Annotated in this window: 18 protein-coding genes; 1 reads left to right on the top strand and 17 read right to left on the bottom strand. The window is 72.9% G+C overall.

Features of this window, described 5'->3' with window-relative positions; genetic code table 11:
• Positions 1 to 21 precede the first annotated feature (21 nt).
• Both MXD59_RS10420 and rpsB read right to left on the bottom strand, forming a co-directional pair.
• Positions 22 to 636, bottom strand: coding sequence for a translation elongation factor Ts (locus MXD59_RS10420; protein ID WP_163547023.1), 615 nt, complete (start codon positions 634 to 636; stop codon positions 22 to 24).
• A 147-nt stretch (positions 637 to 783) separates the two neighbouring features.
• Positions 784 to 1,770 carry a 30S ribosomal protein S2 gene (rpsB, locus tag MXD59_RS10415; RefSeq protein ID WP_248824504.1) on the bottom strand — a complete coding sequence of 329 codons (987 nt, stop codon included), beginning with the start codon at positions 1,768 to 1,770 and terminating at the stop codon, positions 784 to 786.
• Positions 1,771 to 2,415: 645 nt separating this feature from the next.
• On the opposite strand from rpsB, the gene MXD59_RS10410 reads away from it, so the two are divergent.
• A complete protein-coding gene (locus tag MXD59_RS10410; protein ID WP_248824503.1) occupies positions 2,416 to 3,384 on the top strand; it encodes a murein hydrolase activator EnvC family protein in 969 nt (322 codons plus the stop codon).
• Between the two features lie 52 nt (positions 3,385 to 3,436).
• Here MXD59_RS10410 and MXD59_RS10405 read toward each other — a convergent pair whose 3' ends face one another.
• The 15 genes from MXD59_RS10405 to MXD59_RS10335 form a co-directional block, all read right to left on the bottom strand.
• The gene (locus tag MXD59_RS10405; protein ID WP_372512023.1) at positions 3,437 to 4,441 is read right to left on the bottom strand and encodes a tyrosine-type recombinase/integrase; all 1,005 of its coding nucleotides are present in this window, start codon (positions 4,439 to 4,441) and stop codon (positions 3,437 to 3,439) included.
• 79 nt (positions 4,442 to 4,520) lie between these two features.
• On the bottom strand, positions 4,521 to 5,714 hold the full coding sequence (dprA, locus tag MXD59_RS10400) for a DNA-processing protein DprA (RefSeq protein ID WP_248824502.1): 1,194 nt from the start codon (positions 5,712 to 5,714) through the stop codon (positions 4,521 to 4,523).
• Complete coding sequence (locus tag MXD59_RS10395; protein ID WP_248824501.1) at positions 5,711 to 7,267, bottom strand: YifB family Mg chelatase-like AAA ATPase; 1,557 nt, start codon at positions 7,265 to 7,267, stop codon at positions 5,711 to 5,713. Before MXD59_RS10395 ends, dprA begins: the two co-directional genes overlap by 4 nt.
• Positions 7,267 to 7,623 (bottom strand): YraN family protein, encoded by a 357-nt coding sequence (locus MXD59_RS10390; RefSeq protein ID WP_248813233.1) that lies wholly within the window; start codon positions 7,621 to 7,623, stop codon positions 7,267 to 7,269. The genes MXD59_RS10395 and MXD59_RS10390 overlap by 1 nt, the downstream gene beginning before the upstream one ends.
• Before the next feature lie 235 nt (positions 7,624 to 7,858).
• The gene (locus MXD59_RS10385) at positions 7,859 to 8,155 is read right to left on the bottom strand and encodes a DUF2469 domain-containing protein (RefSeq protein ID WP_163547032.1); all 297 of its coding nucleotides are present in this window, start codon (positions 8,153 to 8,155) and stop codon (positions 7,859 to 7,861) included.
• Complete coding sequence (locus MXD59_RS10380; protein ID WP_248824500.1) at positions 8,152 to 8,874, bottom strand: ribonuclease HII; 723 nt, start codon at positions 8,872 to 8,874, stop codon at positions 8,152 to 8,154. Before MXD59_RS10380 ends, MXD59_RS10385 begins: the two co-directional genes overlap by 4 nt.
• Positions 8,875 to 8,885: 11 nt before the next feature.
• Positions 8,886 to 10,016: a signal peptidase I gene (gene lepB, locus MXD59_RS10375; RefSeq protein ID WP_248824499.1), complete on the bottom strand. Its 1,131-nt coding sequence runs from the start codon at positions 10,014 to 10,016 to the stop codon at positions 8,886 to 8,888.
• A gap of 257 nt (positions 10,017 to 10,273) precedes the next feature.
• Positions 10,274 to 10,630, bottom strand: a complete 357-nt coding sequence (rplS, locus tag MXD59_RS10370; protein ID WP_163547035.1) for a 50S ribosomal protein L19 — start codon at positions 10,628 to 10,630, stop codon at positions 10,274 to 10,276.
• A 242-nt stretch (positions 10,631 to 10,872) separates the two neighbouring features.
• Positions 10,873 to 11,652, bottom strand: coding sequence for a tRNA (guanosine(37)-N1)-methyltransferase TrmD (gene trmD, locus MXD59_RS10365; protein ID WP_248824498.1), 780 nt, complete (start codon positions 11,650 to 11,652; stop codon positions 10,873 to 10,875).
• A 42-nt stretch (positions 11,653 to 11,694) separates the two neighbouring features.
• Positions 11,695 to 12,255, bottom strand: a complete 561-nt coding sequence (gene rimM, locus MXD59_RS10360; RefSeq protein WP_248824497.1) for a ribosome maturation factor RimM — start codon at positions 12,253 to 12,255, stop codon at positions 11,695 to 11,697.
• A 45-nt stretch (positions 12,256 to 12,300) separates the two neighbouring features.
• Positions 12,301 to 12,534, bottom strand: a complete 234-nt coding sequence (locus MXD59_RS10355; protein WP_163547041.1) for an RNA-binding protein — start codon at positions 12,532 to 12,534, stop codon at positions 12,301 to 12,303.
• Complete coding sequence (gene rpsP / locus MXD59_RS10350) at positions 12,535 to 12,981, bottom strand: 30S ribosomal protein S16 (protein ID WP_248824496.1); 447 nt, start codon at positions 12,979 to 12,981, stop codon at positions 12,535 to 12,537. It abuts the gene before it with no gap.
• Positions 12,982 to 13,294: 313 nt separating this feature from the next.
• A complete protein-coding gene (ffh, locus tag MXD59_RS10345; protein ID WP_248824495.1) occupies positions 13,295 to 14,893 on the bottom strand; it encodes a signal recognition particle protein in 1,599 nt (532 codons plus the stop codon).
• 387 nt (positions 14,894 to 15,280) lie between these two features.
• Entirely contained in the window at positions 15,281 to 16,594 is a 1,314-nt protein-coding gene (gene ftsY, locus MXD59_RS10340) for a signal recognition particle-docking protein FtsY (RefSeq protein ID WP_248824494.1), read from the bottom strand.
• A 70-nt stretch (positions 16,595 to 16,664) separates the two neighbouring features.
• Positions 16,665 to 20,429, bottom strand: a complete 3,765-nt coding sequence (locus MXD59_RS10335) for an SMC hinge domain-related protein (protein WP_248824493.1) — start codon at positions 20,427 to 20,429, stop codon at positions 16,665 to 16,667.
• Positions 20,430 to 20,594: the final 165 nt, after the last annotated feature.

Raw genomic sequence — 20,594 nt, 5'->3', positions numbered from 1 at the left:
GCGCGACCGGTGTGCCCGTGCTCAGGCCTGCCGGATGTTGAACCGGGAGAACCTGGCGATCTCGATCTTCTCGCCCAGTGTCGCGCCGGCCTGGTCGACCATGGCCCGGATCGTGAGCTTTCCGTCCTTCACCCAGGGCTGGTCCAGCAGGACGCTGGCCTTCACGTAGCCGTTGACCCGGCCCTCGACGATCTTCGTGATCGCGGCCTCGGGCTTGCCCTCTTCCCGCGCGGCCGCCTCGTAGATCTTCCGCTCGGCCTCGAGCACCTCGTTGGGGATCTCGTCGGCGTTCACGTACAGCGGGTCAGCCGCCGCGATGTGCTGCGCGAGGTCGCGGGCCAGCTGCTTGAAGCCCTCGGTCTTGGCCACGAAGTCCGTCTCGCAGCGCACCTCGACCAGCACACCGAGGGTCGGCGGGAGCTGCGGGTCGGTCCGGTGCAGGTAGGACTCGACCAGGCCGTTGGCGGCGCTGCGGGCGGCACGCTTGGCGACCTGCGCCTTGCCCTTCTCCCGCAGCCAGGCCTTTGCCTTCTCGAAGTCGCCGTCGTGGTCGACCAGCGCCTTCTTGACGTCGCTCATCCCGGCCCCGGTCAGTTCGCGGAGCTTGCGGATGTCAGCAACGGGGATGTCTGCCATGGTGCTCTTCTCGTCGGTGAGATCGAATGCTGTCGTTGTCCAGACCGGGGCGCGCGGCACCGCGGGGTCGGATCAACGGTCTCACGAGCTGTCCGCCCATGCCGCCGTGGGCCGACCCGCCTCGGAGCCGCCCGGCCCCGAGGGGGATCAGACCGCCGAACCGACCGGGGCCTGGGGCTCGCTCTCGGCGGCCACGGCAGCCGCGTCGTCGACCACGGGCGTCTCGGTGGCCGCGCTCGCCTCGGTGACCGCGGGCGTCTCGGTGGCCGCAGGCGCGTCGCTGGCCGCCTCGGCATCGGTGGCCGGGGCTGCCTCGGCATCGCCGGCCGGGGCCGCGTCGGCCTCCGGCGCCGCGCCCTCACCGCGCAGCACCGCCTGCTCCCACTCGGCCAGCGGCTCGTTGCCCGTCGCCGGCTCGGGCTTGGCGTCCGCCGAGCTCGAGGCCCCGGCCCGGGACATCAGACCATCGGCGACCGCGTCCGCGACCACACGGGTCAGCAGGGCGGCGCTGCGGATGGCGTCGTCGTTGCCCGGGATCGGGTAGTCGACCTCGTCGGGGTCGCAGTTGGTGTCGAGGATGGCGACCACCGGGATACCCAGCTTGCGCGCCTCACCGACCGCGATGTGCTCCTTCTTCGTGTCCACGACCCACACGGCGCTCGGCACCCGGCTCATGTCACGGATACCGCCGAGGGTCCGCTCGAGCTTGGCCTTCTCCCGGCTCAGCACGAGCTGTTCCTTCTTCGTGCGGACCTCGGTGCCGCCGGTGACCTCGATCTCCTCCAGCTCCTTGAGCCGCTGAAGCCGCTTGTAGACGGTGGAGAAGTTGGTCAGCATGCCACCGAGCCAGCGCTCCTTGACATACGGCATCCCGACCCGCGCGGCCTGCTCCTCGATGGCCTCCTGCGCCTGCTTCTTCGTGCCGATGAACAGCACCGTGCCGCCGTGGGCCACGGTCTCCTTGACGAAGTCGTACGCGCGGTCGATGTACGAGAGGGTCTGCTGCAGGTCGATGATGTAGATGCCGTTACGCTCTGTGAAGATGTAACGCTTCATCTTCGGGTTCCAGCGCTTGGTCTGGTGCCCGAAGTGAACGCCGCTCTCCAGCAGCTGCTTCATCGTGACGACGGCCATGGCACGTCGCTCCTCTCCGCCCGGCCGCAGCCGGACGCCTCGGTTGTGACGGCGCCGCCCCGCGGCTGGCGCCCCTGACGCCCGTGGTCATGGCCGTCGCAGGTGCGACGGACCGAGGCGACCCTCCCGAGAACCTGCCCCGCGGGCTGTTCCGCCAGCAGCGATACCGGCGGTCAGACCAGCTGCGGGCCGGTCGGAAGTGGGCGTGCGAACTGGGTTCGGAGACCGATCCCTGTGGTCATGGTACCCGCCCGAGCGCCGAGGTCTCAGCGGCTGTCACCCCACGCCGGGACCCCCGTCACCGGCCGCGCGGACCGGCACGTCGGCGCGGCCGGCGCGACCGTCGAATCGATCTTCGACCCGGCGGCATACCAGCCCCGTCCCCAGTCTCCCCCGGGACGGCGACCCAGCCGCTGTCGCGCAACGGTTCGTCCCACTGTCGCCGCATCGCAGGTCAGCGGCGTGACCGCGGCCTTCCCCGCGCAAATTGTCCACAGCGCGAAACATCGTGCTTTCCAAGCCGTGGAATTACCCGCACCGTGGAACGCGGTCGACCCGCCGCTTCGCGGGTCGACCAGCGGCGGCCGGGAGCACCCCGGACCATCCCGGCCGCCGCGCCTCCCCCGACCCCGGAGGTCGTTGCCCATGCCCCGCACGCCCCGTCCCGATCCGTGGTGGTTCGTCGTGCCGACGTTGGCCATCCTGATCGCCCTGGGCTGGCCTTCGCGCCTGCCGGTCAACCCTCGAGCGGACCCGCGAGCCACCGTCCTGTCCGGGCGGCCGGCACTCGCGGAGGCGCCGGGCGCCGAGGTGGCCCCGCCGGCCCGGCCCGGCCCGCCGCGTGGCGCTGTCGCCGTGGTCGATCCGATCCGTCAGGCCCTCGCGCCGCTGGCCCATCCGGCCGTGCCGAACGCGATGCCAGCCACGATGCCGGTCGCGACGGCCACCCCAGGTGGCTCGATCACCCACCTGACCCCCGATCCTCTCCCCGAGCCGAGTGCCACCAGGCCCGGGGCTTCCAGGCGACCGGCCCTGCCCCCGCCGGTCGCTACCCGTCCGGGCGGCGGCGCGACCTCACCCGCCGCGTCGCCGCCCGGCACCGGGCATCCCCTGGGCGTCACCGCCTCGCCGACGGTCGGGATACCTGCACCGGCCGCGAGCGGCTCGGCTACGGCTGCTGGCGGGTCCCGACCCAGGTTGGGATGGCCGCTACCCGGGCCGGTCGCCGTCAGCCGCGCCTTCGAGCGACCGGCGACGCCGTTCGGGCCCGGGCACCGCGGCGTTGATCTTCCCGCCCCGCCCGGCGGCCCGGTGATCGCGGCCGCCGACGGCACGGTGAGTTTCGCCGGGCCGGTGGCGGGCCGCGGCGTGGTGACGGTCACGCACGGCGAGCTGCGTACGACCTACGAACCCGTGCTTCCCACCGCCCAGGTCGGCGCGGTGCTGCGCGCCGGTGAACCGCTGGGCACCCTGCTGGCCGGTCACGGCGGCTGCCCGGCTCCAGCCTGCCTGCACTGGGGGCTGCTCCGCGGCAGCGAGTACCTGGATCCGCTGGGCATGTTCCGTCGCGTCCCACCCCGCCTGCTACCGCTGGGCGGCGTCAACGCCAGGTAGGAGCACCGCCTCGTCAGGCGGCGCGGAACAGGTCCTCTCATCCCCGGGTCGGTCAGGCCCGGGGATGCGCCTGTTCGAAGGCCGCCCGGAGCCGTTCGGGCGTCACATGGGTGTAGATCTGCGTGGTCGCGAGACTGGCATGGCCGAGAAACTCCTGGACCGAACGCAGGTCGGCGCCCCCCTCGAGCATGTGCGTCGCCGCCGAGTGGCGCAGCCCGTGCGGGGTCAGCCCCGCGGGCAGGGCGGCGTCAGCCATACGTAGCCGCAGCACCCGCCGGACGGCGCGCGGATCGAGGCGTCCACCGCGCTGACCCAGCAGCAGGGCGGCCCCCGCGGCACCGGTCGACAACCACGGTCGCCCGGCCCGCAGCCAGGCGCGCAGGGCCGCCGCGGCTGGCACCCCGAAGGGCACACTGCGTTCCCGGCCGCCCTTGCCCCGCACCCGCAGCAGGCGCCGCTCATCGTCCACGTCGCCGAGGTCGAGGCCACACAGCTCGGAGACCCGCAGCCCGCTGCCGTACAGCAACTCCAGCACCAGGTCATCGCGCAACGCGACAGCGCGCCGGGTCCGCGCCGCCGCCTCACGCTGCTGGCCCACCCCCGCGGCCGATGCCGACGCCGCCGGCGGCGAGGGCGGGGGTGCCGATGCGAGCAGGGTTCTGGCCGCCTCGGCGCTGAGGATCTGCGGGACCTGGCGGACCGTGCGCGCACCGACCAGGCGGGCGGCGACATCCTCGGTGAGGTAGCCACGGCGTGCGGCGAAGGCGCAGAAGACCCGCGCCAGTGAGGCCCGACGCGCCAGCGTGGCCGGGGCGACCCCGGCCACGCGCATGGCGGCCAACCAGCCGCGCAGAAGATTCAGATCCAGCTCGGCGAGATCGGCGGCCCCGGCCCGCGCCGCGTGCGCGCGCAGACCCGCGAGGTCACCCAGATAGGCCCGGACGGTCTGCGGGGACCGGTTGCGCTCGGCGATGAGATGGCGCCGGAAGGCCAGCGTCACCTCGGCCCAGCCCTGGCCGCCGTCACCCGCCTCCGCGGGTTCCTGTCCTGCCGTCACGTCCTGTCCTGCCGTCACGTCCAGGACGGTGCCGGTGCCGGGCATACCCGTCAAGGCCTGCGCGCGGGCCGGCCGAACCTCACGGCCGGCGGGTGGTGGACGGGGCCCGGCCGAGTTCGGTGAGCCGGTATCCCCCGGGCACCGCGTCGACGAGCCCCTCGACGACCAGCGGCCCCAGCATCGCCAGCACGTCCTGGGGTCGCAGGCGCAGCGCACCGGCCAGTGCGGACAGTCCGATCGTGGCCCGGGCGGGCATCGAGTCCAACAGCTCCCGGACGATCGCGGACAGCCCGTCGCGGGCGTCGCGGGCGTTCTCGCGCCCGGCGAACGAACCGACGTCGGCGATCTCCTCGCAGATGTCGTCGGCACTGGTCACGAGGGTGGTCTGTTCCCGGAAGTCGCGTAGCAGCCGATGACAGCCGGCGCTGGTGGAGCTGGTCACCGGACCCGGCACGGCCAGCACCTGACGCCCGAGCCGCCGCGCGTGCGCGACGGTGTTCAGCGCCCCGCTGCGCAGCCCCGCCTCGACGATCACCGTTGCCCGGCACAGCGCGGCGATCACCCGGTTGCGGGTCAGGAAGCGGCGTCGAAACGGCGGTGTGCCCGGCGCGATCTCGCTGATGACGGCGCCGACGTCGGCGATCTCGGCCAGCAGCCGCGCGTGCGCGCCCGGGTAGGGCACATCGACACCACCGGCGAGCACCGCGATCGTGCGGCCGTGGGCGGCCAGCGCCGCCCGGTGGGCGGCGGCGTCGATGCCGAAAGCGGCTCCTGACACGATCGTCCAGCCGCGTTCGGCCAGGTCGAAGGCGATCTCGCCGGCCAGATGGAGCCCGTAGCTCGTCGCCGCCCGACACCCCACCACCGCGACGCTCCTCGCCGCGAGCGCCTGCGGATCCGCCGGACCACGCACCCACAGACACAACGGCGCGCCCGGCAGCGAGCCGCCCCGCTCCCCGGGCAGGCGATCCAGGGCGTCCAGCGAGGTCGGCCACTGCGGATCACCGGGGCACACCAGGCGGGCCCCCACCCGGGCGGCGGCCTCCAGATCGCGGTGTGGGTCGACCCCCGGGTGCGCCGCCCGGGCCCGCTCCCACACGGCCGCGGCACCGAACCGGCCCACCTCGAGAGCCACCGCACGCCGCTCCGGGCCGTAGGCGCGGGACAACGCGACCCGAGCGAGCCGCTCCGGGCTCGACGCGTCGCCACCGGCCGCCTCGATCGGCCCCGGCCGGACCGGGCCCGGCTCGGCGGACTCGCCGCGCGCACTCATCTCGCCCACCCGGGCAGCCGCAGATCGAGGGCCGCCCCGACCTGCTCGGCTCCTGGCTGCGACCGATCGGCGAGATCGGCGAACGTCCAGGCCAGGCGCAGCACGCGGTCGAGCCCGCGCAGGGTCAGCAGGCCCCGTTCAAGGGCCCGTTCGGCCGGCGCGACCACCCCGCGGGGCAGCGGCCAGTCGCGGCGCAGCACCGGACCGGGCACCTGGGCGTTGCACCGCCATGGGGTGTCGGCCCATCGGGTGGCCGCCCGTTCGCGGGCTCGCGCGACCCGGGCGGCCACCGTGGCTGTCGGCTCGCAACGCCGCGCGTCGGCGCGCAGCTCGGCCCGACTCGGCACACTGAGCGCCACCTGGATGTCGATGCGGTCCAGCAACGGCCCGGACAGCCGGGCGAGGTAGCGCCGACGGACCAGGCTCGGGCACTCGCAGGCCGCCGAGCGCGACCCCTGCGCCTTCGCGCACGGACATGGATTGGCCGCGAGAACGAGCTGGAACCGCGCCGGGAAGCGGGCGGTCACCCGGGCCCGGGCGATCTCGATCGTGCCGGTCTCCATCGGCTGGCGCAGCGCGTCGAGGCTTGACCTGCCGAATTCCGGAGCCTCATCGAGGAACAGGACGCCGTGGTGCGCCTGGCTGGCCAGGCCTGGTCGTACCACCGCCACACCCGAGCCGACCAGCGCCGCGGGCGTGGCACTGTGATGCGGGTTGCGATAGGGCGGCCGGGTGATCAGCGGGGCCTCGACCGGAAGCTGCCCGGCCACCGAATGGACCGCGGTGACCTCCAGGGCTGCGCCGCGGTCGAGATCGGGCAGCAGGCCCGGGAGCCGGTCGGCGAGCATCGTCTTGCCGCTGCCGGGTGGGCCCTGCATGTACAGGTGGTGGCCGCCCGCCGCGGCGACCTCCACCGCCAGGCGCCCCCGGCTCTGCCCGACCACCTCGGCCAGGTCACCCGCCTCGTCCACCGGCATGCCGGGTGGGGCCGCCGCGGCCCTCGGGCTGCGCGGTGAAGCCTCCCGGACCGGGACGGGCTCCGCTCCCCGGAGCATGGCGAGCACTCCGGCGAGATCCTCGGCCGGCTCCACCCGGGCGCCAGGCACGAGTGCGGCCTCGGCGGCGTTCGCCGCCGGCACGACCACCCGCTCGATGCCAGCCCGGGCCGCGCGGAGCACCGCTGGCAGCACCCCCGGCACCGCCCGCACCCGCCCGTCAAGGGCCAGTTCCCCCAGGAAGAGCCACTCGCGCAGGGCGTCACGGGGCACCACGGCGGCCGCACCCAGCACCGCGACCGCCATCGCCAGGTCGAACCCGCTGCCCGCCTTGGGCAGGGTCGCGGGAAACAGGCCGATGGTGATGCGCCGGTCCGGCCAACGTTCGCCGGAGTTGACCACGGCGGCACGAATCCGGTCCCGTGCCTCGTGCAGGGCCGCGTCGGGCAGGCCGACCAGGGTGAGGCGGGGCAGGCCGGCGGCCAGATCCGCCTCCACCTCGACCAGGTGACCCTCGACACCCAGGACGGCCACCGCCTGCGTGCGTGCGAGCGCCATCAGAACGCCCCACGCAGGTGCTCGACGCTGACCGGACCCTGCCGCGGCCGGAACACCAGCACCACGTCGAAGCGCACCGGGGACGGCGGATGTGGATGCTCGGCGAGCCAGCGTGCCGCCAGCCGGCGGATCCGGGCGGCCTTGGGGCCCACCACCGCTTCCGCCGCGGACCCGAACCTGGTGCTCGACCTGGTCTTGACCTCGCAGAACACCAGAGCACCACCGTCGCGCACGACGATGTCGAGCTCGCCGTCGCGGCAGCGCCAGTTGCGGTCGAGGATCGCCGCCCCGGCCTGGGCCAGGTGCCGGCAGGCGACCTCCTCGCCGAAGCGACCCAGCTCGTCCTTAGCCCGCATCGTCGCGCTCCCGTCCGCGGCGGGGCATTCGCCCGCCCGTCGGACCTCAGCGTCCGCGCGATCCGGGGGCCGAACCAGCGACGGTCACCCGCCTGTGGACACCGCGACACTGTCCACAGGCCCGCTCCCGGCACACGGACCGCCGCAGGACGAATCCGACCCGCAGAGCCAGATCAGACAGGTGCGACCACCCGCGGGACGACCATCCGCGGGGCGAGCATCGGGAGCGGACGGTTCAGAGCTCCGCCTTGGTCAGCTCCTCGACGTTGATGTCCTTGAACGTCACAACTCGGACGTTCTTCACGAATCGGGCTGGACGGAACATGTCCCAGACCCAGGCGTCACGCAGGGTCAGCTCGAAGAAGACCTCTCCGTCCCCGCTGTTCCTGATCTCGATCTGGTATTCGTTCGCGAGGTAGAACCGACGCTCCGTCTCGATGACGTACGAGAACAGGCCGACGACATCGCGATACTCGCGATAGAGCTGAAGCTCCATCTCGGTCTCGTACTTTTCGAGATCTTCCGCGCTCATGCGTACTCCGTGACGCCGGGCAGGCTGGTCGCAAGCACCGTGTCCTCCAGGCGCGAAGATCGGGCGTCCCCCGTCGGTGTCGCGTGCGCAGCCACGTTCACGTACGACTTCCGATGCTCGTCACACGGCCCGTACCGCGCCAGCGCCGCCGTGTGGGCCGCGGTGACGTATCCCTTGTGTTGCGCGAAATCGTACTCGGCATAACGCGTGTGCAACGCCCGCATGATCCGGTCCCTCGTCACCTTCGCCACGATCGAGGCCGCCGCGACACACGCGGCGACCCGATCCCCCTTCACCACCGCCAACGACTCCGTGCCGAAGCCGGCGACCGGAAACCCGTCGGTAAGGACATAACCGGGCCGCTGGTCCAGGCGGGCGACCGCACGGCGCATGCCGGTGATGTTCGCCGCGTGCACACCGACCTGGTCGATCTCGGCCGCGGAGATCACGATCGCGGCCCAGGAGACCGCTGCGAGCATGATGTCGTCGAACAGCCGCTCCCGCACCGTCTCGGTCAGCAGTTTCGAATCCGCCAGCCGTCCCAGTCGCCGTCCGCCGTCCGCCGGCAGCACCACGGCGGCCACGACCAGCGGGCCGGCACAGGCACCCCGCCCGGCTTCGTCGACTCCCGCCACCGGGCCCAGCCCACGGCGCGTCAGAGCGCGTTCATAGCCGAACAGGCCCGCGTCACGGCGCACCGTGGCCCGCCGCGGTGTCATGGACAACAGCGTCACCCGTCCCGGCCCCGACCTGCGACCTGGGCCGCCTGGTCCCAACGCCGCCGCGAGCGCCATGCCGGCGCCACACCGATGGACAGCGCCACCAGCGTCGGCCCGTCGGCCGAGATCGGCTCCGAGCCGGACGGCTCCGCCGGGCCGGCCGAACCGGCGGCCGGCCCCAGGGCGGCGGGACTGGGCGCGCTCGGCCGCGGCGTGACACGCGAGGACGATGACGTCGCCGCGGCGGGGATGTCGCTGAACGTGCCGGGGACACCCAGGAAACCGAACCGGTTCAGAGGCCAGACCCGCACGAACGCCCGTCCGACGACCTTGCTCTGCGGGATGGGTCCGTTCTGCCGGGCGTCCGAGGACGCGCCGCGATGGTCACCCATCACCCACAGGTAGCCGTCGGGCACCTTCACCGGGCCGAAGCGCTGGTAGTCGTTCTCGTAGACGTAGGACTCGTCGAGGGGATGGCCGTTGACCGTCACCCGGCCCTCCGCGTCACAGCAGGCGACAGTGTCCCCACCCACGCCGATGACCCGTTTGATGAAGTCCGTCTCGCTCGGGGCGCCGAGGCCCAGCAGGCGCTGTACATCCCGAACCAGGCGACTGACGACGTTCGTCGGCTTGGGAACGATCGACTCCTGATGGTCGAATCCGGTGCCCTTGCCGTTGAAGACCACCACCTCGCCCCGATGGACGTCGCGGAAGTGGTACACCACCTTGTTCACCAGGACGCGGTCGTTGATCAGCAACGTCCGTTCCATGGACTCGGACGGGATCCAGAAGGCCTGGACCAGCAGCGCCTTGATGAGCAGCGCCAGCAGGAAGGCCACCAGCACCAGAACCGGCAGCTCGCGCAGGAACGAGCCACGCCCACGCGGACCGGAGCCACGCGGGTCGGAGCCAGGGCGTCGATCCGCGTCGGTCGTACCCGTGTCGCCCGCGCCCGAGCCGCCCGCCTCCGAGCCGCCCGCGGGGGGACGCCCACCTGGGCCAGCCCCGGCGTCGTCGGTGGCGGACAGCGAACCGCTCGGGTGTGGGGGCGCGGGCGCGCCCCAGGTGGGCGCGCTCTGCTCCGGGTCGCGCCGAGCGGCCGACGGCGACGGCAGCTCGGCGGCGAGCGGGTCCACACCCACCCAACCATCGGCGTTCGACTCATCACCGTCCGCATGTGAATGTGGACGGTGACCACCCGGGCTCGCTGCGTTCACTCCGCCACCTCGCTGGTTCGGCCGTCAGAGCTCATCGGACCGGCCGACGTGCCAACAGCCGCCCTCGCGACGACGTTGCGGACCGTGACTCCCATCTTGGTCCAGAAACGAGGTCAACACGCGGACGGAGTGCCGGCAAGTCGCCAACCAGGACCCAGACGGGACACGGAGGATCGAGATCCTCAGCGCGCGATCGGCTCGCGCTTCTCCTTGATCTTCGCGGCCTTGCCGCGCAGCTGGCGAAGGTAGTAGAGCTTGGCGCGCCGCACGTCACCGCGCGACACGATCTCGACCTTGGAGACGATCGGGCTGTGCACCGGGAAGGTGCGCTCCACCCCGACACCGAAGCTCACCTTGCGCACGGTGAAGGTCTCCCGCACGCCACCGCCCTGGCGGCGGATGACGGCCCCCTGGAACACCTGGATGCGCTGACGGTTTCCTTCGACCACCCGCACGTGAACCTTGAGGGTGTCGCCCGGCCAGAACTCGGGCACGTCGGTCCTCAGCGACTCGGCGTCGAGGCTGTCCAGGGTGTGCATGGCAGTCGCTTCCTGAAGAAAGTGGGGGTGGATCGCCCGGCGGCCGATGGCCGCAGCGAACGATCCGTGTTCGAGCCCGACCCGGACCACACGTCGACCTACGCCACCGCGGGCATCCCGCGGGGAGCGACCAAGCAGGGGTCACCGAGCCGGCCACGAACCGGCGGACACTGCATTCTACTGTGCCACACGCGCGGGCGACCCGACCGTGCGACCCAGAGTGGTCGCGCTTCGTGGCGAGGTCAGTCGGCTTCGCGATCGGCCCGGCCGGCGCCGTCACCGGCGGCTCCGGCGGCTCCGGCGACCTCAGCGGCGGCACGGTTCGCTGTCCCGGTCCGGGTGGCCTCGGCCAGCAGGTCCGGGCGGCGCTGGCCGGTACGCGTGAGTGACTGCTCCCGCCGCCAGCGCGCCACCGCGCCGTGATCGCCCGAACGCAGCACGGCGGGAACCTCCATGCCCCGCCAGACCTGCGGCCGGGTGTACACCGGCGCCTCGAGCAGCCCGTCGGAGAACGAGTCCTCGGCGGCCGACGCGCTGTTGCCGAGCACACCGGGCAGCAGCCGAGCCACCGCTTCCAGGATGACCAGGGTCGCCACCTCACCGCCGGCGAGCACGTAGTCCCCGATGGAGATCTCGTCGTCGGCCCAGGCCTCGACCACCCGGGAGTCGATGCCCTCGTAGCGACCGCAGCAGAACACCAGCCACGGCTCCCGCGCCAGCTCCTCGGCCTTGCGCTGGGTGAAGGGCACCCCGGCCGGGGTGGGGACGACGACGCGCGGCCGGGACCCGGGGACGGCAGCGGAGATCTCGGTGAGCGCGGCGTCCCAGGGTTCTGGGCGCATGACCATCCCCGGCCCACCCCCGTAGGGCGCGTCATCGACGGTGCGATGCAGATCGCTGGTCCAGGTGCGCAGGTCGTGCGCCCGCACGTCGAGCGTCCCGCGTTGCTGGGCCCGCCCTACCAGCGACAGCCGCAACGGCTGCAGGTAGTCGGGAAAGATGGTGACCACATCGGCACGCATCACGAGGCTCCGCTGGGACGTGGACTGGCCCGCCAGCCCGGATCAGTCGAGCTCCAACAGACCCGGCGGCGGGTCGACCACGATGCGCCCGGCCACCGGATCCACCGTCGGGACGATCTCTCGAACGAACGGGACGAGATGTTCGCCGCCGCCAGGGCGTGCGATGGCGAGCAGGTCTCCCGCCGGGGAGTGGATGATGTCGGTGACCCGCCCGAGCGGCGCGTCGGTGGTCGTCACGGCCGCGAGGCCGACCAGGTCGCGATCCCACCAGAGATCAGCGGGATCGCCGTCGGCGCCACCGTCGGCATCATCGTCGTCGGCCGGCGATCCGGCGTCGGAGGCGTCGATGGTGAGCAGCACGTTGCGCAGGGTCTCGGCCGCGACACGATCGCCGATGCCCTCGAAGCACAGCAGCAGACGGCCCGAATGCCACCGGGCGTCGGTGACGGTGAGGGCCGCACCGCCGCCCGCACGCCCGAGGACCGCACCGACCGTGAACCGGCGCTGCGGCAGGTCCGTGCGAACCTCGATCGTGACCTCGCCGCGCACGCCGTGCGGTCTACCGACCCGTCCGACGACGATCGGGTCGTCGGCGCCGGCCATCAGCCGGCGCCGATGACAGGACGGGGGGCGCCGCGCGGACGACGGCTAGCGGTCCACATCGACGACGTCGATCCGCAGCCCGCGGCCACCGACACCGCCCATGACGGTGCGCAGGGCGCGGGCGGTGCGCCCGCGCCGACCGATGACCTTGCCGAGGTCATCCGGATGCACCCTGACCTCAAGAGTGCGGCCACGGCGGCCGTTGTTGAGGTCCACGCGGACATCGTCGGGATGCTCGACGATGCCGCGCACGAGATGCTCGAGGGCAGCTTCCAGCACCTACTGCCCCGCGGTCGTCGACGCGTCTGCGGCCGGAGCCTCGGCACCTTCCGCCGGCGCGGCCTTCTTCGCCTTCTTCGGAGTGGTCGCCGGACGGTCCTCGGCACCGGCGGCGGCCCGGGCGGCGGCCTGGAAGACCTCGCGCTTGTCGGGCTTGGGCGCGGCGACCAGCATCGGCGGAGGTGCCGGCAGGCCCTTGAACTTCTGCCAGTCACCGGTGACCTTGAGGATGGCCAGGACCGGCTCGGTGGGCTGGGCACCGACCGACAGCCAGTGCCCGACCCGGTCGGCGTCGACCTTGATGATGCTCGGGTCGGACTTGGGGTGGTACTGCCCGATGGCCTCGATGACCCGACCGTCCCGCTTGGTGCGGGCGTCGGCGACGACGATGCGGTAGTGCGGCTCGCGCATCTTGCCGAGGCGCTGCAATTTGATCTTGGTTGCCACGGTGGTCGTACGACTCCAGACGTATCGGTGACCGCCGGGCCCCACGTGGGTGCGGAGAAATCGGCGGCGGGGAGAGCACCAGCGCCGGAACGGCCACTCGGACGACGTCACCCTACGCGGGGAAGCTCTGCGGGTGGACCAAGGATCATCCACGCAGGGTCATCCACTCAGGGTTCTTCCGGGGCAGCCACACCGACGCTGGTAGGCAGGGCCTGCACTAGAGCTTACAGTCTGCCAGACCTCGTGCGGGTCGGGTGCCACCAGCATCGCGGCACCCGACCCGGGGCACCGTCACGGATGCCACCCGGGCTGGTCAGCGACCGCCACGACGCGAACCTCGCGGCGCCGGTCCACCCGGCCCGCCACCCGGCCCGCCGAGCCCGCCCTGCCCTCGCATGAGGGCGGCGAGATCCGGCATGCCGTCCGGCAGGCCGCCGGGCAGCGCGGCGCCCGGGGCGAACGGGTCGGCCGGGGTCGCCTTCGGGTTCTGCGCCCTGGTGGCCTCGGCCGCGCGCGCCGCCGGGTTGCCCTTGCGGTTGGCCCCCTTGCCCTTCTTGGGCGCCTTGCGTGCCGAGGCCTTGCCCCGGCCCCCCAGCGCCCCGGGCAGGCCCATGCCCCCGGCCATCTGGCGCATCATCTTGCGGGCCTCGGCGAACCGGTCGAGCAGCTGGTTGACCTCGGTCACCGTCACCCCGGAACCACGGGCCACCCGGGCCTTGCGCGACGCCTGCAGAATGCGGGGATCCTGGCGCTCGGCCGGTGTCATCGACCGGATGATGGCCACCACCCGGTCGACGTCACGGTCGTCGACCTGCGCGAGCTGCTCCTTCATCTGCCCCATTCCGGGGAGCATGCCGAGCAGGTTGCCGATCGGACCCATCTTGCGTACGGCGAGCATCTGGTCGAGGAAGTCCTCGAGGGTGAACTCCGAGGCGGCCATCTTGGCCGCCATCGCCTCGGCCTGTTCGACCTCGAAGGCCTTTTCGGCCTGCTCGATCAGGGTGAGGACGTCACCCATGCCGAGGATGCGCGACGCCATCCGCTCCGGGTGGAAGACGTCGAAGTCGTCCAGTGCCTCACCGGTGGAGGCGAACATGATCGGACGGCCCGTCACCTGGGCGACCGACAGCGCCGCGCCACCGCGGGCGTCCCCGTCGAGCTTGGTGAGCACCACACCGGTGAACCCGACCCCGTCGGCGAACGCGCTGGCCGTCGCGACCGCGTCCTGGCCGATCATGGCGTCGAGCACGAAGAGGATCTCGTCCGGGGAGACCGCGTCGCGGATGTCGGCGGCCTGGCGCATCAGCTCCTCGTCGACACCGAGGCGACCGGCCGTGTCGACGACGACCACGTCGAACACGTGTCGGCGGGCGTGCGCGAGGGCGTCCCGGGCGACCCGGACGGGGTCGCCGACGCCGTTGCCGGGCTCCGGGGCGTAGACCTCCACCCCGGCCCGGGAGCCGACCACCTGCAGCTGGTTGACCGCGTTCGGTCGTTGCAGGTCGGCCGCGACCAGCAGCGGGCTGTGCCCCTGGTCCCTGAGCCAGCGGCCGAGCTTGCCGGCCAGGGTCGTCTTACCGGTGCCCTGGAGACCGGCCAACAGAATGACCGTCGGGGGGGTCTTGGCGAAGCGCAGCGTCGTCGTCCCGCCGCCGAGGATCGCGACGAGCTCCTCGTTGACGACCTTGATGACCTGCTGGGCGGGGTTCAGCGACGTGCTGACCTCGGACCCGCGCGCCCGCTCCTTGACCGCCGCCACGAAGGCGCGCACCACGGGCAGGGCGACGTCGGCCTCGAGCAGGGCGATTCTGATCTCGCGGGCGGTCGCGTCGATGTCCGCGTCGGTCAGGCGACCCCGACCACGCAGCGACGTGAAAACCTTGTCGAGGCGGCTGGAAAGGGTGTCGAACACGCGCACACTCCGAGATCGCAGGCGGACCGCAGGCACCAGCGTACGCACCCGACGACGAGGACAACACACCCGCGGCCGATCACCCGTCGCGGACACCGCCGCCGCGGACGCCCGGTCGCCGCGGGACGCGCGCGACCCGGCGAGGCACACCCGCACGGACCCCGACCTGGTCGGCACCGGCCGGATCCGCCCTCTGCGCTGAGGACGGCGAGTCGCCTCGCCGGACGCTGACCCCCCGGCCCGTACCGCGCTGGGGACGCCTGTCGCGACGCGCCGGGAAGCCTCCCGACTGCGCTCCGCGATGAAGCGTAGATCACATCGACGGCGACGGGAAGTCCTTGACCCACGCCACTTTGTGGTCCCCGCGGGTGGCCTGGTCGGCCGGGTTCAGGCGGGGTCGCCGAGCAGGGCGTCCACGAACGCCTCGGGCTCGAACGGCGCCAGGTCGTCCGGACCCTCGCCCAGGCCGATCAGCTTCACCGGCACCCCGAGTTCGCGCTGCACCGCGATGACGATGCCGCCCTTGGCGGTGCCGTCCAGCTTGGTCAGCACGACCCCGGTGAGATCCACCGCCTCGGTGAAGACCCGGGCCTGCACGACCGCGTTCTGCCCGGTGGTGGCGTCCAGCACGAGCAGTACCTCGTCGACCGGACCCTGCTTGCCGACCACTCTTTTGATCTTGGTGAGCTCGTCCATCAGGCCGGCCTTGGTGTGCAGCCGGCCGGCGGTGTCGATCAGGACCGTGTCGGCCCCCGAGGTGATGCCGGTGCGGACCGCGTCGAAGGCGACCGACGCCGGGTCGCCGCCCTCGGCCCCACGCACGGTCCGCGCGCCGACCCGTTCACCCCAGGTCTGCAACTGGTCCGCCGCCGCGGCCCGGAAGGTGTCGGCGGCGCCGAGGACCACCGATCGCCCGTCCGCCACCAGCAGACGGGCGATCTTGCCGCAGGTGGTCGTCTTGCCGGTGCCGTTGACCCCCACCACCAGCACCACGGCCGGCCGGTCGGGCACCGCCGTGAGCAGGGTGCGGTCCATGCTCGTGCCGACCTGGGCCAGCAGTTCGTCGCGCAGCATCTGGCGGGCCTGCGCTGGTGTGCCGGCACCCAGCACCCTGGTCCGTTCGCGCAGGGCCGCCACGAGTTCGGTGGTCGCCGCCACGCCGACGTCCGCACCCAGCAACGTCGCCTCGACGTCCTCCCAGGTCTCCTCGTCCAGCCGGTCGCCGGACAGCAGCGACAACAGACCACGGCCCAGCGCGTTCTGCGACCGGGACAGCCGCAGTCGCAGCCGGACCAGGCGACCCGCGGCCGGCTCCGGAACGTCCGTCGGGGGACGCTGCTGGGGCGGGCCCACCGGCGTGGCCGGCTCGGCCGTCGTCGCGCCACCGCCCGAAGCACCGGAGAGCAGATCAGCGGACGGCGGGGAACCGGCCGCCGCGGGCTGCGCGACATCGGCATCGGCACCGGCACCGGCCTCGGGACCGCTGTCGGGGGGCGCGGTGGCGGATGTCGGTGCCCCCGTGTCCGGCCCGGTCAGCGTCAGGTCGGCGGAATCGGCTCCCGGTCGCGTCAGAAGGTCCGGTCCGGAACCGGTCACCCCCGGCCGCCGACGGGGGCGCCTGCGCACCGCGCTGCCCACCGCGAGCCCCGCGGTGGCCACCACGACGACGGCGAGAACGACGATCAGGATGAGGAGCTCCACACCCCGATCCTGACAGATCCGCGGACCGACCCGGCACGCTCACCCGGGTGGGACACCCGCCCGGGTGGCCTCAGACCGTGGCTCGCTCCCGCAACCGCTGACTGATCACCGTGGTCACACCGTCGCCACGCATCGCCACGCCGTACAGGGCGTCGGCGATCTCCATCGTGCGTTTCTGGTGCGTGATGATGATGAGCTGGGACTTCTGCCGCAGCCCTTCGAGGGCTTCCAGGAGCCGACCGAGGTTGCGGTCGTCGAGCGCGGCCTCGACCTCGTCGAGCACGTAGAACGGCGACGGGCGCGCCCGAAAGATCGCCAGCAGCAGGGCGAGCGCGGTCAACGACCGTTCGCCGCCGGACAGCAGGGACAGCCGTTTCACCTTCTTTCCCGGCGGGCGCGCCTCCACCTCGATGCCGGTGGTCAGCATGTCGTCCGGCTGGGTGAGGATCAGTCGGCCCTCCCCACCGGGGAACAGCGTGGCGAAGACGATCTCGAACTCCCGAGCCGTGTCCGCGAACGCGGCCTCGAACACCTCCCGCACGCGGAGATCAACCTCCTCGACCACCTGCAGCAGGTCCCGACGGGTGGATCGGATGTCCTCCAGCTGGGTGCTGAGGAAGGCCGCGCGTTCCTGCAACGCGGCGAACTCCTCCAGGGCCAGCGGGTTCACCCGGCCGAGGCGGGCCAGCTGCTTGTCCGCGGTGGCGGCCCGGGCGGCCTGCTCCGCACGGACATAGGGGACGGCCGCACCCGGTGGGTCGCCGGGCACCTCGTCCGGCGGTACCAGCTGGTCTGGTCCGAACTCGGCGACGAGGTCGTCGGCGGTGATCCCGAAGTCCTCCATCGCCTTCGCCTCGAGCGTCTCCACCCGCAGTCGCTTCTCGGCGCGAGCCAGCTCCTCGCGATGGGCGCTGTCCTGCAGCGCGGTGAGCGCGGCGGCGAGTGTGCGGCCGAGCTCCCGGGCCGTGGCGAGATCCGCCTCGGTGGTGCGGCGCAGGGCGTCGGCCTGCTCGCGTTCCGTCGCCGCGCGGGCCAGGGACAGGTCGAGCCGGTCCAGGGTGCACCCCGCCGCGTCGCCCAGGGCGGCGGCCACAGCGGCCTGTCGATCACGCACCTCCCGGCGGCGGGCCGCGGCGGCCCGGGCGGCCCGCTCCCCCGCCGCCGCCCGGATCAGGCCCTCGGCCCGGCCCTGCAGCGCCCGCGCACGTTCCTCACTGGTCCGCACCGCCAGCCGGGCCTCGACCTCGGCTGCCCGTACCGCCGAGGTGGCGGCCACCAGCCGGTCACGCTCCGCGGAGGGTCGTTCGTCCACCTCCGGACGGGCCGAGGCCGCCGCCAGGGCCGCCTCCAGTTCGTGCAGCGCGCCGTAGGTCCGGTCCCGGGTGCTCTCGGCGCGGGTGCGGACCTGCTCCAGGCGGACCACCTCGGTGCCGGCGTTACCCCTGGCCCGTTCGAGTTTCGCCATCTGCTCGCGGAAGGCACGGGACCGCGCGTCGGCGCTGTGCAGCGCCGCGGAGGCGGCGTCGATCGCCGCCCGGGTTCGGCTGACCTCCATCCGGGCCGGTTCCAGCGCCTCATGGGCGAGTTCGGCGCGGCGGGTCGACTCGTCCACCCCGGCCTGCGCCTCCTGCGCCGCGGCGGTCAGTTCGATCGCGCTGGGTGGATGGGCGCTGCCGCCGACCGAGACGGCCGGACCCAGCAGATCGCCCTGGCGGGTGACCACCCGAAGCCGCGGACGGCTCTCGAGGACCGCGCCCGCGCTCGGCAGGTCCTCGACCAGAACGGTGCCGGCCAGCAGGGCCCGCACCGGAACCGAGAACCGTTCATCGACGATCTCGACCAGGTCGACAAGCGGCACGCAACCGGATGGAAGCGTCCCGCCGACGCCGGAGGCGTCGCTGTCGGTGTCGCTGGCGGCACCGCTGGTCACCGCATCCGCGGTGACCAGGGTGGCGCGGCCGGCGTCGGCCGCACGCAGCCAGGCGAAGGCCAGGCGCACGTCGCCCGCCGCCGCCACCAGCAACGCGTCCGCGGCGGGTCCAAGCGCGGCGGACACGGCGACCTCGGCGCCGGGCCGCACCCGCAGTACGGCCGAGAGCCGTCCGAGGGCCGTGAACGCCGGGTCAAGCGGCGGCGGTGGGCCGGCTTCGGTCGCCGCCCCGGTCCCGCCGACCGCGGATCGCTGGGCGCGGTCCCCGCGCCGGGCGGAGCGCCCACCGGGGCGATCCGCCTCGGTGGGCGGCGCGATCGCGGCCGTACCCGGGCCGGATCGCACGTCCTGATCGTCCCTGGCGCCCTGCTGTGCCCGACTGGCCGCCTCGAGCAGGGCCGCCACCCCGTCGGCGGGGGCCAGCGACAGCCGCAGCGCGTCCCGGCGCGCGGCCCAGGACGCCCGGTCCCGCTCCGCGGAGCGTTCTTCGGTCCGCAGCGTCTCCAGTCGCTCGTTGGCGGTGCTGTGGACGGCGACAGCCGCGGTGTGGGCCTCGGCGAGTTCGGCGCGGGCGCCGTCCATCTGCTCGAGTTCGACCTCGAGATCGGTGTGGGAGCGGGTCGTCTCGGCATCGCGCTCCTGGGCGGCCCGGACAGCCTCGGTCGCCTGGGTGATCTCGTTCTCGGCCGCGCTGGCTCGCGATCTGGCCACCTCGACCTGGCCCGCCAGCCGGGCGATCTCCTCTCGGCGAGACGACGCCGCCCGGGCCGCCGCGATCAGTTCCCGCTCCTCGTGGGCGAGGGTCGCCTCCAGCTCGGCCCGTCGGGTGACCACCTCCTCGAGGCGCTCACGGTCGAGTTCCAGGCGTTCGGTCAGGACCATCTCCTGCTCCCGAACGGCGGTGGCCTCCTGCTCCAGCTCCTCGGGATCGCGCCGGCCGGCCAGGTCGTCGCCGCCCGCGCGCAGCAGCCGGACCCGTTCGGTGGCAAGCGATCGGGTGCCAAGCAGCCGCTCCCGCAGGGAGGCCAGCGCGTACCAGGTCTCCTGCGCGGCGGCAGCCCGTGGGACGGCGGCGGCCAGGGCGGCCTGTAGTCGTTCCTCGCCGGTGACGGCGTCCCGATGCCGGGTCTGGGTCTCGGCCAGGCGGCGGCGCAGCGCGTCCTCGTCGGCGGCGTCGACGGACAGGGTGGAGCGGGCGATGCTCAGATCATCGGCGAGCAGGCGCAGCCGCGCATCGCGCAGGGCGGCCTGGATCGCTCCGGCCTTGCGGGCGATCTCCGCCTGACGCCCGAGCGGGCCGAGTTGGCGGCGTAGCTCGGCGGAGAGGTCGGTCAGCCGGGTGAGGTTCGCCGACATCGCCTCGAGCTTGCGCAGCGCCTTTTCCTTGCGCTTGCGATGTTTCAGGACGCCGGCGGCCTCCTCCACGAAGGCGCGACGATCTTCCGGCCGGGCCTGCAGTACCGCGTCCAGCTGCCCCTGGCCGACGATCACGTGCAACTCACGCCCGATTCCGGAATCGCTCATGAGCTCCTGGATGTCGAGCAGCCGGCAGGTCGTGCCGTTGATCGTGTATTCGCTCTCACCGCTACGGAAGAGGATGCGACCGACAGTGACCTCGGTGTACTCGATAGGCAGCGCACCATCGGAATTGTCGATCGTCAGAAGAACCTCGGCCCGGCCAAGAGCGGGGCGAGCGGGGGTACCCGCGAAAATGACGTCCGACATGGCACCACCGCGCAACGCCTTCGCGCCCTGTTCGCCCAGGACCCAGGCGATGGCGTCGACGACGTTGCTCTTACCGGAGCCGTTCGGCCCGACCACACAGGTGATTCCCGGCTCGAGATGCAGCGCCGTCGAGCTGGCGAAGGACTTGAAACCCCGCAGGGTGAGGCTCTTGAGATGCACCGGACTCCGGAGCAGCGGTGAGGAGGACGCGCCGGACTGGCGACAGATCTCTCTGGGCAGTCGGCCAGGACATGGACATCCTAGCGAGCAGCGGAGCGTAGCTGAAACGCTACACTCCGCCTATACCCCTACACCGACGGATCGGTCTCACACCCGTATGTGGGC

The sequence above is a fragment of the Frankia umida genome (genome assembly GCF_023242945.1).
In the GTDB taxonomy this organism is placed as follows: Bacteria; Actinomycetota; Actinomycetes; order Frankiales; family Frankiaceae; genus Frankia; species Frankia umida.
Note: the sequence above shows the minus strand (reverse complement) of the source record. Positions and strands in the feature narration are given on the sequence as shown.

Excerpts from the sequence above, each read along its gene's own strand:
- MXD59_RS10420 (WP_163547023.1), bottom strand. The coding sequence starts at position 636 with ATGGCAGACATCCCCGTTGCTGACATCCGCAAGCTCCGCGAACTGACC.
- rpsB (WP_248824504.1), bottom strand. The coding sequence starts at position 1,770 with ATGGCCGTCGTCACGATGAAGCAGCTGCTGGAGAGCGGCGTTCACTTC.
- MXD59_RS10410 (WP_248824503.1), top strand. The coding sequence starts at position 2,416 with ATGCCCCGCACGCCCCGTCCCGATCCGTGGTGGTTCGTCGTGCCGACG.
- dprA (WP_248824502.1), bottom strand. The coding sequence starts at position 5,714 with ATGAGTGCGCGCGGCGAGTCCGCCGAGCCGGGCCCGGTCCGGCCGGGG.
- MXD59_RS10395 (WP_248824501.1), bottom strand. The coding sequence starts at position 7,267 with ATGGCGCTCGCACGCACGCAGGCGGTGGCCGTCCTGGGTGTCGAGGGT.
- MXD59_RS10390 (WP_248813233.1), bottom strand. The coding sequence starts at position 7,623 with ATGCGGGCTAAGGACGAGCTGGGTCGCTTCGGCGAGGAGGTCGCCTGC.
- MXD59_RS10385 (WP_163547032.1), bottom strand. The coding sequence starts at position 8,155 with ATGAGCGCGGAAGATCTCGAAAAGTACGAGACCGAGATGGAGCTTCAG.
- MXD59_RS10380 (WP_248824500.1), bottom strand. The coding sequence starts at position 8,874 with ATGACACCGCGGCGGGCCACGGTGCGCCGTGACGCGGGCCTGTTCGGC.
- rplS (WP_163547035.1), bottom strand. The coding sequence starts at position 10,630 with ATGCACACCCTGGACAGCCTCGACGCCGAGTCGCTGAGGACCGACGTG.
- trmD (WP_248824498.1), bottom strand. The coding sequence starts at position 11,652 with ATGCGTGCCGATGTGGTCACCATCTTTCCCGACTACCTGCAGCCGTTG.
- rimM (WP_248824497.1), bottom strand. The coding sequence starts at position 12,255 with ATGGCCGGCGCCGACGACCCGATCGTCGTCGGACGGGTCGGTAGACCG.